Below are 14,036 nucleotides of genomic sequence, written 5' to 3' on the forward strand. Positions count from 1 at the left end.
ATAATAATTCTCATTATTAAAAGCAAGCGTTTTTTTTGACTTTTTTCAAAAAATAAAAGAAAAATATAAACCACCAATTTTTTTAATATGAAATCATTGTGTTAGCGTTAGAATAATAGAGAGGAATACAGGGCTATGTCACCCTGTATTTTTCGCAATGGTGATTTTTTAGTTAATAATTTGAAGTGATAAGTTTAACCTATTTTAGGTTATTACTATTTTTGATAGATAAATTCAACCCCTTCTTCGTTACTGTCATCCCAATCATCAAAATCATCGTCATCAAAAGCCTCATCCATCGCTTGTTGGTGATAATCATCCCACATAAATTCAACTTTTTCTGCTGCCGTTTCTGCTTCTTCTGCTTCACGAGGATGCGCATTCATGTAGTCCATTAGATCCCAACATAAGGCTTTTACCCCTTCATGATTAACTGCTGAAATCACATAATATTTATCATTCCAGTCGAGTGCTTTTGCAATTTCTGCTGCACATTTGGCACTTTCTTCTTCACCCAATACATCCATTTTATTGAAAACTAACAAGCGCGGTTTATTGGCTAATTTTTCACTATATTGGTGAAGTTCTTGAATAATAACTTTAGCATTTTCAATTGGATCTGATTCATCGATTGGAGCAATATCAATTAGATGAACTAAAATCCTACAGCGTTCTAAGTGTTTTAAAAAACGAATACCAAGTCCTGCGCCATCCGATGCGCCTTCAATCAACCCTGGAATATCAGCAACAACAAAACTCTGCTCATTATCCATTCTAACTACCCCTAAACTAGGTACTAAAGTTGTAAATGGATAATCAGCGACTTTCGGTTTTGCTGCTGAAACTGAACGAATAAACGTTGATTTACCTGCATTAGGCAAACCTAACATACCAACATCAGCTAATAGTAAAAGTTCTAGTATCACATCACGTTTTTCACCCGGTGTACCATCAGTCTTTTGTCTTGGAGCTCGATTCACTGATGATTTAAAACGTGCGTTACCAAGCCCATGAAAACCACCTTTAGCCACAAGGACTTTTTGTTGATGATGAGTTAGATCACCAATAATTTCACCAGTATATTTGTCAGTGATACGAGTCCCAACAGGTACTTTAACGGTAATATCTTTACCTCGCTTGCCGGTACAATCAGAACCTTGTCCATTTTGACCACGTTCAGCGCGATAGTTCTTTTCAAATTGAAAATCCACGAGTGTGTTTAGATTTTCATCGGCAATAAAAAATACATCGCCACCATCTCCACCATCGCCACCATCAGGACCACCTTTAGGTATATATTTTTCACGACGGAAACCAACACAACCATTACCACCGTCACCAGCTTCCACTCGAATTGAAGCTTCATCTACAAATTTCATTATTTGTCCTCTTTTTTCGGTTAATCAGCCAGCCCTTTCTAGGTTGCCATAAATGATGTCCAACTGTTGCAAACATTGCACCTGCTACAACAGATACCGCGCCAATATAACCTATAATATTTAAATATTGCATTACAAACTTTTCTGGCCATAGTAAAGCAAATAAATCTGAGAAAATCAGTGCAAAAAGTGGTGTCAGTGTTGTTATAGCACTTACTTGCGCAGCTTGCCAACGCTCCATTGCCATAACTAAAGCACCATAAGCAATAATGGTATTTAAACCACAAAAAATAATTGCAAACAATTGACTAAAATCAGCATTAGCAATTTTAGTCGGCGATGCTAGAGGCCATAAAAAGATACTACATATAAGATAAATCAACCAAAGTAGCTGCTCTGCTCTTAATTTTCTTAATAATACTTTTTGCGCTAATGCATAACATGCCCATGATATAGAGGCTAATAAGGCAAGCCACACACCTATACCATATGAAGACATATTGGCAAAGAGATCTGCTAGATTTTCATTAAAAAATAGCGCTAAACCAATTAACAATATAGTAATACCAATAATTTGTGTTGGTCTTAATTTCTCTTTGAAAATAAAAGCACTAGAAATCATAAATATGACAATGCCAGTTTGTCCAACAACTTGAGCTGTAGTTGCAGATAAATACTGAACAGCTGTAGCAAAAAGCGCAAAATTACCTAATAAACCAAATCCGGCAATCATTAATAGAATAAAACGGCGTCGTTTTTTAAACATCATCAAATTAGGAAATTGTTTTTTATAAGCCAACCAAAGCGTTATACCTACTGCTGATATACTTAAGCGTGACCAAGCTAACGTTAATGGATCAATAACAACTAATGCATATTTCATAGCAATTGGCACGAGTCCCCACATCACTGACGTCAACATGGCTAGCGCAAAACCTAATTTAACATTTTGCTGTTTTATCATAATGAATTAATTTATATAAATTTCAAGAAATGAAAAAAGCCCCACAATAACTGTGAGGCTTCTATAACTTATGAACCGCTGGTTTATTAGCTGTTAGCAACTACACTAACATAACGGCGGTTTTTAGGTCCTTTAACTTCAAACTTAACCTGTCCATCAACTAACGCGAATAGGGTATGATCACGACCACAACCTACATTAGTACCTGGGTGGAATTGAGTTCCACGTTGACGAACTAAAATATTACCAGCAAGAACTTCTTGAGAACCATAACGTTTAACACCTAAACGTTTACTCTGGGAATCACGACCATTACGTGATGAACCACCAGCCTTCTTATGTGCCATTGTTCGATACTCCTATTAAGCGATTGCAGTGATCTTCACATCAGTGAACCACTGACGGTGACCTTGTTGTTTACGATAGTGTTTACGACGACGGAATTTAACAATTTTCACTTTCTCGCCACGACCGTGCTCAACAATCTCTGCTTTAACTGTTGCACCTTCAACAAACGGAGCACCAACTTTGATGTCTTCACCATTTGCTACCATTAAAACTTTATCGAAAACAACTTCTGCACCTGTTTCGACTTCAATTTTTTCCAAGCGAACGACTTGCCCTTCGCTAACTCGGTGTTGTTTACCACCACTTTGGAAAACTGCGTACATACTTAACTCCGCAATAAAAAGCAGACGATTCCTGATTTAACATATATGTCTGCATTGATTAATCTTATAGGGCGTGAATTTTACGCAAAATTTATGCTTGTTGCAAGCGCTGTTTAATAAAAGATCGCAAAAAGTCATAAAAAAGATCTTTGAACAACGGTTTTCACGATACAATAGAGCTAAATTATTATTTATTTAAACAATATTTAACACAAAAATATTGAGTATCGATATGCTAAAAAGAAAATTTCGCTACAGTGCATCTATTTTAAATCGTTTAACACTTTTAATGTTTTCTTTAGGTGCCATGGCGTTATTAGCTTTGTTTTTATCAATACAAGTAGCTAATGATACTAAAGGCAGTGCTTATATGATAAACCAATTGGGTTTAATTAGGATGAAAAGCTATCAATTTTTAGCCATGATCCCGATTGAAAAAAAGGACTATGATCGACTTAATATTTTTAATGATATTCCGTCTTCTGAGCAATTAAAATTATTTGAACGTTACCATTTAATTGATGAGCTTAACCAATTACAGTCTCAATGGATAACTGATATTGTCCCCAAAATTAAACAAGCAAACAGTATAGATGAAATAAAAAATGAAATTGATAAGTTTGTAACTCAGACCAATAAATTAGTCCATCAAATTGATCAAAAAACAGAAAATCAAATCCATTATATATCTCAACTGCAATTTGTTTTTATCATTCTAATTGTTCTTTTTCTTCTTGCGCAAATTTACTATTTACGTCGTTATCTTCTTGCTCCTTGGCGCAAATTAATTAATATGGCTGAATCTATTTCGCAACATAACTTTAGCCAACGATTTAACAGTAAGAAAAGTAAAAAGAACGAATTTGATTTATTGGGGCAAGCCTTCAATGAAATGGCAGAACAAATTGAATTGCAGTACCAATTATTAGAAGAACGAGTCACAGAAAAAACTGCCGAATTACAACAAATCAATAAAATATTGTCGTTTCAGTATCAAGCTATAAAACAACTGCACACATCAGATCCATTATGTGAACGCTTTTTAATTATACTCCGCCAGCTTGAGGAATTAGTGCCATTAACACAGTTTCAAATTCGTTTTTATGAGTCGGATAATATAGAACATTATCAACAAATCAGCTATGCCAACCAACAAAGACTACCTTATTGCCAAAATTCAGAATGTAACGCTTGCCTTATTCCATCAAAATCTTATCAAGAAAATGGATTTCAACGTTATTGGTATCTTCAAGAAAAAGGTGAAAAATTTGGTATTTTATTTGCTCTACAACCATCAACAATGCATCTAAGTGCAGAACAAGAAAATTTAATTACAGCCTTAGTCGAGCAAATGACGACAGCACTAATGCTTGATAGGCAAATAGAACAACAAAAACAATATCTATTAATGAAAGAGCGCTCAGCAATGGCCAGAGAGTTACATGACTCTATAGCACAATCTCTTTCTTGTTTAAAAATTCATCTTAGTTGCTTACAAATGCAACCAGATTTAACCTCACAGACAAGTAGTGATTTGCTAGCTATTATGCGTACAGAAGTTAATATTACATATTCTCAATTAAGAGAATTAATAACTTCTTTTCGTTTACGTCTTAATCAAACCGGTTTTTATGCCAGCTTAATGGAATTGATCGAAGAATTTAATCAAAAATTGAAATTTAAAATACAAGCTGAATATCAACTACCTCTCAATATCATTAAGAGCAAATATGCATTCCATCTATTGCAATGTGTACGCGAATCTTTAAATAATATTTATAAACATGCTAATGCAACACAAGTTAAAATAAGTTTAACTATTGATGATAACCAGATTATTACTGTCAGCATAAAAGATAATGGTATTGGTTTACAAAATAATGCTAATCAAGATAATCATTATGGATTAATAATTATGCGTGATAGAGTTGGAATATTAAATGGCAATTTAACCATTAATAGTAAGCCTAATCTAGGCACTGAGATTGTAATAACGTTTAAAGCAACTACAATGATCCCATTTAAAATGATAGAAGAATAACAAATGGAACAAGTTAAAAGTTCAATATTACTTATTGATGATCATCCCATGTTAAGAAATGGGGTTAAGCAGCTTATAAAAACAATCAATAATTTTGAGGTTATCGGTGAAACAGGCTCTGGCTTAGAAGGGGTTATGCTTGCAGAAACACTTGATCCAGACATTATTTTATTAGATATCAATATGAATGATGTGAATGGATTAGAAATCTTGCGTTATTTACGAGAAAAAAATATTTCTGCGCGAATCATTATATTTACTGTATCAGATGCAAAAGAAGATATCATTACTGCTATCAAAACCGGTGCTGATGGCTATTTATTAAAAGATATGGAACCGGAAAACCTTCTGAAAGCATTAATAGATATTTCTGAAGGCAAAATCACCATGGATGAAGCAATTTCACCTATTATTCTTGATTATATGCGTCATGGTGGAGGCACGACTACAAGTCAGTCCCATAATATTAATTTACTCACACCAAGAGAACGAGAAATATTTAATTTATTAGTTCAAGGATTATCAAATAAATTAATAGCGAAAGAGTTAGATATTGTCGAAAACACAGTAAAAGTCCATATAAAAAGTATATTTAAAAAACTAAATTTTAAATCTAGAATGGAAATGACTGTATGGTATTTACAAAGTAAAGAATAGCTAGTACTAATTATGCCATTCTCCACTTTATCTAACATTAAAGTTTAGAAAACCAATTTAACTTTTTGCGTAATGCAACTACACGTCCAATAATAATTAAACTAGGACTACAAGCATGTAATGCAAGTTGAGTAAGATCACATAACAATCCCTCTACAACTTTCTGATTGGCTTTTGTACCTTCTTCTACTATAGCCACAGGTATATTACTATCCATACCATGTTTAATTAATTGTGTTTTAATATTTTCTGCTTGTGATAACCCCATATAAAAAACGAGAGTCTGTTTTTCAGCAGCTAAACTTTGCCAATCCAAATGCGAGCCATCTTTCAAATGCCCCGTAATTAAACGAACACTATGAGCATAATCACGATGAGTTAATGGTATTCCACTATAAGCTGAGCATCCTGAAGCAGCTGTAATTCCTGGTACTAACGAAAAAGGAATATTAGCATCAAATAGTGTTTCAAGCTCCTCTCCGCCTCGACCAAAAATGAAGGGGTCACCACCTTTAAGTCTTACTACTCGCAACCCTTTTTGGGCTTGCTCAAGTAATATTTGGTTAATTTGTTCTTGTGGCACACAATGAAAACCAGGCCGCTTACCGACAAAAATTCGCTGAGCATCTCGTCGAGCTAAATTCATTATTTCATCGGATACTAATCGATCGTAAACAATAATATCGGCTTGTTGAATTTGTTGAAGAGCTTTTAATGTCAACAACCCTGGGTCACCCGGACCGGCACCAACTAAAACCACTTCACCTCGATAATCAACTGGCTCTTCAAATAATTCATTAGTTAACATTTCAACTTTTTCTGAATCATTATTAGCTATAGCTTGAGCTAACCTATCATGTGTAAATAGCTTTTCCCAGAATCTTCTACGTTCAGTCATGCTTTGATAAGTTGCTTTTACTTTATTACGTAAATAACCAGCATATTTCGCTAGTTTTCCAATATTTTGCGGTAAAATCGCTTCTAATTTTTCACGTAATAACCGTGCCAATACAGGAGCATGACCTTCTGAAGATATCGCAACCATTATTGGAGAGCGATCAATAATAGAAGGCATAATAAAACTAGCACCTTTAGGTGAATCAACGATATTGCAAAAAATACGTCGCTTTTCTGATTCTATACTGACTTGCTGATTGGTTTGTTGACAATCTGTTGCAGCAATAACTAACCATTTATTATCGAGTAGTTGTGTATCAAATTCACCTTGTATTAAAACCAATTGTTTTTGTTCTTGCCAACAGACAAATTGCTGAGTAAATTCAAGAGCATTGACAGTTAAATTTGCGCCAGCTTCAAGCAATAACCGAGCTTTACGCTCGGCTATTTCCCCACCACCAACTAATAAGCAATCACGGTTTTCTAATTTACAAAATAAAGGTAAATAATCCATAGACTTTAAAAACAACCATTAATATCTTATTGATCTAAAAAATTTACTGTTAATAATCCAATAATTCTTAAAAACAGTAAGCTAAACAATTACAACCTTATTCAATAATGATTAAGGTCGATCTGCTTTAGGTGTTGAAAACCAATATCCTAAGCCCATAAACAGTGCTCCAGATACTAAATTACCCAATGAAACCCATAACAAGTTATGCCCAATACCACCTAAAGTATAGGCATCAGTATGATTTCCAAACCAAGAAAGAGAAAATAACGTCATATTAGCAACACTATGCTCATACCCACAAGCAATAAATGCCAATAAACACCACCATATAGCAATAAATTTGGCTGAACCTTCAACTCGATTTGCCATCCAAATAGCTAAACAAACTAACCAATTACATAAAATTCCACGAAAAAATAGAGCCTTTGCGGGAGTGGATGTTTTTGCTAATGCCGCAGTATGTATAAGGGAAGTATCTGTTGCCAATAATGGGCTTGCCGCCCAATAAAATAAAGCAGCGACAAAAATAGATCCTAGTAAATTGCCTAGCCACGTTTGTGGTAATACCCACCACATTTGAAAGTGTGTAATCTTTTTAGCTTGAACACCAAATGTTAAAAACATGGTATGCCCAGTAAATAACTCCGAGCCTGCTATAACAACTAAAGTTAATGCAATTCCAAATGTTGCTCCCATAACTAAAGGTCTAACTGATGCATCAAGCAAATTACCCAGCGTAAAAATTAATATGATACCCAGACCAACATAAGCACCAGCCATAGCAGAACTTAGCCAAAACCCTATAGGATTGGTTTTAGCTAATTTAACAATACGTGCTGCATTAACAGCACATTTATTAATTGTTTCTGTATACATTTATTATTCCTATTTTTATTTATTAGTTAAATTTAACTTTAACAAATCCATCATTATCAATTTTGACCTCATAGTGTGCGATGGAATAACTTGCATCTTCAAAACAATAACCATCTTTTAAACGAAAGCGTTGTTTTTTCAGAGGACTAGCAACCCATAATTCATTTTCATGCTCACAAATAATCCCCCTAGAAAGCACACTAGCATTAGCAAAAGGATCAATATTACTAATCGCATAAAGCTCGTCAGAATGAAAAGGACGAAAAACAGCGACATGCTCTTTACCAACTAAAGCACAAACTCCTGTTTCAGGAAAAATATCTTCAATTTTACAGATAGTTACCCATTGACTCATAATCTACTCTCCTGACATAACTTGACGTTCTTCAAGGGTGGCGGGACGATGTTGTTGTCGCTCAGGTACAAACTGAACATTATCGTCTCGTTTAGGACTATTAATAAAATGAGCAAACCGGATTTGTGCTTCTGGATTATTAACAGTTTCTTTCCATTCACAAACAAAAAGCTTACGAATACGAGCCATCTCTTTTTCAAGTTCGTCATTGATACCTAATTTGTCATCAATAATGACACTACGCAAATATTCGATCCCCCCCTCAAGGTTTTCAAACCAGACAGAAGTCCGTTGTAATTTATCCGCTGTACGAATATAGAACATAAGGAAACGGTCTAGGTAGCGAATAAGGGTTTCTCGATCTAAATCTGCAGCTAAAAGATCGGCATGACGAGGTTTCATACCACCATTACCACAAACATAAAGATTCCAACCTTTTTCAGTTGCAATAACGCCAATATCCTTACCCTGAGCTTCGGCACATTCACGGGTACAACCTGAAACACCAAGTTTGAATTTATGAGGCGCTCGAATACCTTTATAGCGGTTTTCTAATTCGACACCTAAACTAACACTATCTCCTACCCCAAACCGACACCAAGTGCTACCTACGCAAGTTTTTGCCATACGTAATGCCTTAGCGTAAGCGTGACCACTCTCAAAACCAGCATCAATCAGCTCTTTCCAGATAGCAGGAAGATCATCTTTTTGCGCACCAAACAACGCTATACGTTGTGAACCAGTAATTTTTGAATAGAGATTGTATTTCTTAGCAATCTGACCAACCGCAATCAATCCTTCTGGAGTAATTTCACCACCAGCACTACGAGGAATAATTGAATAAGTACCATTTTTTTGAATATTACCTAAAAAGATATCATTACTATCTTGTAACGGTACAAGATCTGGTTTAAGAATATAATTATTCCAACATGAAGCTAATATAGAGCCAACTGTTGGTTTACAAACTTCACAGCCATAGCCGGCACCATGTTTTTTTATCACTTCATCAAAGGAAGTTAATCCTTCAACACGAATTAAGTGAAAAAGCTCTTGCCGAGAATATTTAAAATGCTCACAAAGTGCATGGCTTACTTCAATACCTTGTTTCGCTAATTCCAAATTAAGGATTTGCGTTACTAGTGGTATACAACCACCACAACCACTACCCGCTTTAGTTTCAGCTTTAATTGCAGCAACAGTATGACAACCAGCATGAATAGCTTGAACAATTTTTGCCTTTGTCACATCAAAACAAGAACATATTTGTGCACTATCAGGTAATGCGTCAGCGCCTAATGCAGGCTTAGCACCTGCATGTGATGGTAAAATTAGAGAATCAGGATGTTCAGGTAAATCCATATCATTAAGCATCAGTTGCAGCAAGTTACTATAATCAGATGTATCACCAACTAAAACAGCACCTAATAGTTTTTTATTATCATTAGATACCACTAACTTTTTATAAACTGGTACACTTTCATCTAAATAAACATAGCTTCTGCTAGCTATTGTTTTAGCCTTTGCATCACCAATACTACCAACGTCGACTCCCATTAATTTGAGTTTAGCACTCATATCGGCACCTTCAAATTTAGCGCTTTCACCGATTAAATGTGCTAAGGCAACTTGTGCCATTTTGTAACCAGGTGCAACTAAACCGTAAACTTTACCTTGCCAACAGGCGCATTCACCTATGGCATAAATATCCGGATCTGAAGTTTGGCAATAATCGTTAATAACGATACCTCCTCTAGGTCCAATATCTAATTCACACGCTTTAGCTAATTGGTCATTGGGACGGATGCCAGTTGAAAAAACAATAAAATCAATTTCAAGTGATGAACCATCAGAAAATTGCATAACTTTACCTGATGGGGTATGAATAATTTCTTGAGTATTTTTGCTTGTATGAACTCCAACTCCCATCTCTTCGATTTTTCTACGCAGTTGATCACCACCCATTGCATCAAGTTGCTCTGACATTAAGACTGGAGCAAATTCGACAACATGAGTTTCAACTCCTAAGTTTTTCAATGCACCAGCAGCTTCAAGTCCAAGTAAACCACCACCGACAACTGCACCTATTTTACAATTACTAGCACAATCACGAATCGCATCGAGATCTTCAATGGTACGATAAACAAAACAATTCGCCCCTTCAGCACCTTTAATTGGAGGAACCCATGGATAAGAGCCCGTTGCAATAATCAACTTATCATAAGAAACAATACGCCCAGTTTGTGAATGCACCTCTTTACGTTGGCGATTAATCAAAATAACCCGTTCATTAAGTAAAATATTAATATCATTTTCTTGGTACAAGCCTTCCCGAACTAAAGACAGTGCTTCTGCAGTATGGCCTGAAAAATAGGAAGAAAGATGAACACGATCGTAAGCTACTCTTGGTTCTTGGCAAAAGATGGTAATTTTAAAATTATCAGACTGCATTTTTTCGATAATTTCTTCGACAAAACGATGTCCAACCATCCCATTGCCTATAATAACGAGATTGGTTTTACTCATAAAAAGCTCCAAATTTATTTTTAATTCAATTATTTAATTTTCATCTATACGATATTTTAAGGAACTTTAAATAGAATATAATTACCCTCAAGGATTACCACTTTAGTAGTAGATTAAATAATAAGCTTTAAAACAATAAGTTATCATTCTTGACTAACTAAATATCAATGAAAATTAACAAATTAATGAGATCAACCTCTCAAACTAAAGTAAAAAAACAATTGCCAATTTAGGACAAACCAGTATAATTAGCCGACTAAATAAATTAGGTAAAGCAATTGAATTACAACTCAAGAATACTTCCTTCGCGCGAAACTTTAGCAAAAGCACAAAGTTTTAATGATGAAATTATCGAGGTTTCAGGCGTTGATCTGGTCCTAAGTTTAATTACTACTGCCGATTTAATTCGTTCTAATATTTATGCACAACTTGCAAAAGATTATGATGTTTCTGAAGGAAAATTTGCATTGCTAATGTCTTTGTATAGTGAAGGTGAAACCTGCGCTAGCGAGCTAGCATTGAAAGTTGGCGTCACTCCTGCAACTGTCTCAGTAATGGTTAAACGGATGTTAGCTGCGCAAGATCCTTTAATATCAATGACGAAAAGTGGGGAAGATGGTCGTTCTCGACTAATCAGGCTCACCACAACTGGTGTAAATCTTATACAAAAAGCGCTACCTAATCACTTAAAATCGATTCGTGCTTTTGCTCAGGTTTTAAATGCACAAGAGCAGGAATCTTTAATTGCAATGTTACGTAAATTATTACGTAAATAATTGCTTTTAATCACTAAAAATCATGATATTTTAACAATATACTTAGCTGACTAAATAAATGAAAAATAAACTAAACTTAGATTTACCAAAAAACATTAAAATTCCTGCTATATTTTTATTGCTACTTCTAATTGGATCAACATTGATTTGTCTTGGTTCAAGGAACGATGCAGTAACTGTTGCTAAAAGTATCAAATCAGGCGTATTAACTGCTGATGAAATCAATGTTGCATTTCAAAATGTAGGTGGCAAAGTCATTAAACGGTTTGTCCAAGAATCACAATTTGTAAAAAAAGGCGATCCATTAATGCAACTTGAAGATACTGATACGCAGCTATCAATAGATCGCTTACAAGCGCTAGTTGATAGTCAAACAGCCGCAGTTAATCAAGAACAAGCAGCAATCGAAATCACTGAAAATGAAACTAACCTCAATGAATTATCAACGTGGCGGAAAATAGAAGAAGTTAAAGCGAACTTAGAAGCTGCAATATCTTCTCGAGACTTAGCTAATACTGAATTTCAACGTCATACTCAATTAAGAAAAACTGGAGGCTCTTCACAATCACAACTTGATGCTGCACGCAATGCCTACATTAATTCAAAAATGCAAGTTGTACAGATTGAAAGTCAATTATCAACATTGATGATTGGTGCATCACCTGAGCAAATCACCCAGTTTGAACAAACTAGAAATGCAACGGGAATGACATTGCAGTCGATTACTATTGCTAGACAAAAACTGCAAAATCGCCAAAATCAGCTTGCTCAAATCCGTGCTCAACTCGCACAAGCCGAAGCTGATTTAAAGCAACTGAAAGTAAATTATAGCCGCCTTACATTAGTTGCACCAGAAGATGGAAAAGTACTAAAACTAATGTTTGAAGATGGTGAAATGGTGCCTGCTGGCGCACCAGCAGTATTGTTAGAAACAGACCGTAAATATGTTGACATCTATGTTAACGAAAAAATGGTTAATGATTATCAACCTGAAACTAAAGTAAAAGCTAATGTGATTGCTCTGGACAAAACAGTAAAAGGAACTGTCCGTTTTGCAACAGCGGCGCCTTCATTTGCTGATTTACGAATGACTCGGGAACGAGGACAGGCAGATTTAACATCTTATCAAGTCAGAATTTATATAGAACCTATACCGCATTTATTAACTGGTATGACAATTGAGGTTGATCAATGATGCAAAACATCATTAAATCTATGCTTGAAGAGCTTGATGCTATGTTATCAGGCCACTTCATTCCATATTATAAAGTGTGCTTAGGTTTAGCTGCTATCGTATCACTTGTTTTTTCAATTGTGCTAAGCCATGGTTCAGTTTTTGAAGGAAAAATTGCTGTTATTGATCTTGATGGTTCCAATTACTCAACTGAATTAATCAGTAAAGTAAATACTTCACCATTTATTGAAATAACAGAAGTAATTCGCTCACCAATAAATCCAATTACATTAGTATCACACGACCGTAATTTAGGAGTGTTATATATTCCTAAAGGACTTGAAAAGTCTCTAAAAAAAGGGGATCAAACCGTTAAGTTAGGTTATTTTGCTGATGATTCAAATGACGCACAAAATGCCAAGGTAATGCAAAGTCTTAATGAAATCATTCCTGAATCGGGTGCTGAATTGAGCGTTGGCAAAGTTGCAGCATTAGGACTTGGAAGAGAAGCAACTGAAGCAACCTTATCACCAATGCAATTAAAAACTAGGACCATGTTTAATCCGTCTAGTTCATCAACAATATCCACTATAATCTATTTCGTTTACTTCTTCTCGTCATTAACGTATGGATTAACATCATTAATGATAATTGGCCGATTAAAAACAATGGGGATGTGGAATACCGTAATAGAACGTGGTTTTATACCACTATTAGCGAGAACCGTGCCTTATGCCCTATTTTATACCACTGCTTTAACTTTAATTACTGCAATACTGGTTTTATTTGGACAATTACGTTTTGATGGTAATTACTTTGTTTTTGTACCTAGTGTATTTATGACTGGACTCGCTTTTGGCTGGTTAGGCTTCTTATTATCTTGGAATACCAATCATCCAGGTGAAGGTGCTAGCAGAATGATTTTCCTTGTTCCACCAGGATTCATTATGGGTGGCTCAACCATGGCGGTAGGCATTATGCCAATCTGGGCATTTTATGTCAGCCACGCATTTCCATTAGTTTGGCTCTTCCGCTTTTTCCGCGATATAGGTATACGAGGACGCTCATTTGTCGATATGTTATCAACATATGGGATATTTATTATTTATTTAACCGTTATTGCTTTTATCGTGATGATGTTTGTTAATCGCTTGAAAAAACCAGACAATCAAACGCAAATTAATTAATTTATTCATACATAAG

At 35.1% G+C, this 14,036-nt stretch carries 13 protein-coding genes; 5 read left to right on the top strand and 8 right to left on the bottom strand.

All coding sequences use genetic code 11. The features are described from left to right. Nucleotides 1-215: 215 nt before the first annotated feature. The 4 genes from cgtA to rplU form a co-directional block, all read right to left on the bottom strand. On the bottom strand, nucleotides 216-1,379 hold the full coding sequence (cgtA, locus tag J3U09_RS07385) for an Obg family GTPase CgtA (protein WP_267357698.1): 1,164 nt from the start codon (nucleotides 1,377-1,379) through the stop codon (nucleotides 216-218). Continuing rightward, on the bottom strand, nucleotides 1,363-2,343 hold the full coding sequence (locus tag J3U09_RS07390; RefSeq protein ID WP_065562917.1) for a DMT family transporter: 981 nt from the start codon (nucleotides 2,341-2,343) through the stop codon (nucleotides 1,363-1,365). The genes cgtA and J3U09_RS07390 overlap by 17 nt, the downstream gene beginning before the upstream one ends. An 86-nt stretch (nucleotides 2,344-2,429) precedes the next feature. Continuing rightward, nucleotides 2,430-2,690: a 50S ribosomal protein L27 gene (rpmA, locus tag J3U09_RS07395; protein WP_034883716.1), complete on the bottom strand. Its 261-nt coding sequence runs from the start codon at nucleotides 2,688-2,690 to the stop codon at nucleotides 2,430-2,432. A 15-nt stretch (nucleotides 2,691-2,705) separates the two neighbouring features. After that, complete coding sequence (gene rplU / locus J3U09_RS07400) at nucleotides 2,706-3,014, bottom strand: 50S ribosomal protein L21 (protein ID WP_065562918.1); 309 nt, start codon at nucleotides 3,012-3,014, stop codon at nucleotides 2,706-2,708. Nucleotides 3,015-3,246: 232 nt separating this feature from the next. Between rplU and narX the strand changes: the two genes are divergently transcribed. Both narX and narL read left to right on the top strand, forming a co-directional pair. Continuing rightward, entirely contained in the window at nucleotides 3,247-5,055 is a 1,809-nt protein-coding gene (gene narX / locus J3U09_RS07405; RefSeq protein ID WP_267357700.1) for a nitrate/nitrite two-component system sensor histidine kinase NarX, read from the top strand. 3 nt (nucleotides 5,056-5,058) lie between these two features. After that, a complete protein-coding gene (gene narL, locus J3U09_RS07410) occupies nucleotides 5,059-5,712 on the top strand; it encodes a two-component system response regulator NarL (RefSeq protein ID WP_065562920.1) in 654 nt (217 codons plus the stop codon). A 37-nt stretch (nucleotides 5,713-5,749) separates the two neighbouring features. On the opposite strand, the gene cysG is transcribed toward narL, so the two are convergent. From cysG to nirB, 4 genes are all read right to left on the bottom strand, one after another. Continuing rightward, nucleotides 5,750-7,123 carry a siroheme synthase CysG gene (cysG, locus tag J3U09_RS07415; protein WP_267353603.1) on the bottom strand — a complete coding sequence of 458 codons (1,374 nt, stop codon included), beginning with the start codon at nucleotides 7,121-7,123 and terminating at the stop codon, nucleotides 5,750-5,752. A gap of 111 nt (nucleotides 7,124-7,234) precedes the next feature. Further along, nucleotides 7,235-8,002, bottom strand: a complete 768-nt coding sequence (gene nirC, locus J3U09_RS07420) for a nitrite transporter NirC (RefSeq protein ID WP_267357702.1) — start codon at nucleotides 8,000-8,002, stop codon at nucleotides 7,235-7,237. A 22-nt stretch (nucleotides 8,003-8,024) separates the two neighbouring features. After that, nucleotides 8,025-8,357 (bottom strand): nitrite reductase small subunit NirD, encoded by a 333-nt coding sequence (nirD, locus tag J3U09_RS07425; protein ID WP_065562923.1) that lies wholly within the window; start codon nucleotides 8,355-8,357, stop codon nucleotides 8,025-8,027. Between the two features lie 3 nt (nucleotides 8,358-8,360). Next, entirely contained in the window at nucleotides 8,361-10,883 is a 2,523-nt protein-coding gene (gene nirB, locus J3U09_RS07430; RefSeq protein WP_267357703.1) for a nitrite reductase large subunit NirB, read from the bottom strand. Nucleotides 10,884-11,161: 278 nt separating this feature from the next. Between nirB and J3U09_RS07435 the strand changes: the two genes are divergently transcribed. From J3U09_RS07435 to J3U09_RS07445, 3 genes are read left to right on the top strand one after another with little or no spacing between them, the layout of a single operon-like run. Beyond that, the gene (locus J3U09_RS07435; RefSeq protein ID WP_065562925.1) at nucleotides 11,162-11,659 is read left to right on the top strand and encodes a MarR family winged helix-turn-helix transcriptional regulator; all 498 of its coding nucleotides are present in this window, start codon (nucleotides 11,162-11,164) and stop codon (nucleotides 11,657-11,659) included. A gap of 58 nt (nucleotides 11,660-11,717) precedes the next feature. Continuing rightward, on the top strand, nucleotides 11,718-12,854 hold the full coding sequence (locus J3U09_RS07440; protein ID WP_065562926.1) for an HlyD family secretion protein: 1,137 nt from the start codon (nucleotides 11,718-11,720) through the stop codon (nucleotides 12,852-12,854). Then, nucleotides 12,851-14,020: an ABC transporter permease gene (locus tag J3U09_RS07445; RefSeq protein WP_267330558.1), complete on the top strand. Its 1,170-nt coding sequence runs from the start codon at nucleotides 12,851-12,853 to the stop codon at nucleotides 14,018-14,020. Before J3U09_RS07440 ends, J3U09_RS07445 begins: the two co-directional genes overlap by 4 nt. Nucleotides 14,021-14,036 lie beyond the last annotated feature (16 nt).

It is taken from the genome of Gilliamella sp. B2889 (genome assembly GCF_026536885.1).
GTDB classification, from domain to species: Bacteria; Pseudomonadota; Gammaproteobacteria; order Enterobacterales; family Orbaceae; genus Gilliamella; species Gilliamella apicola_E.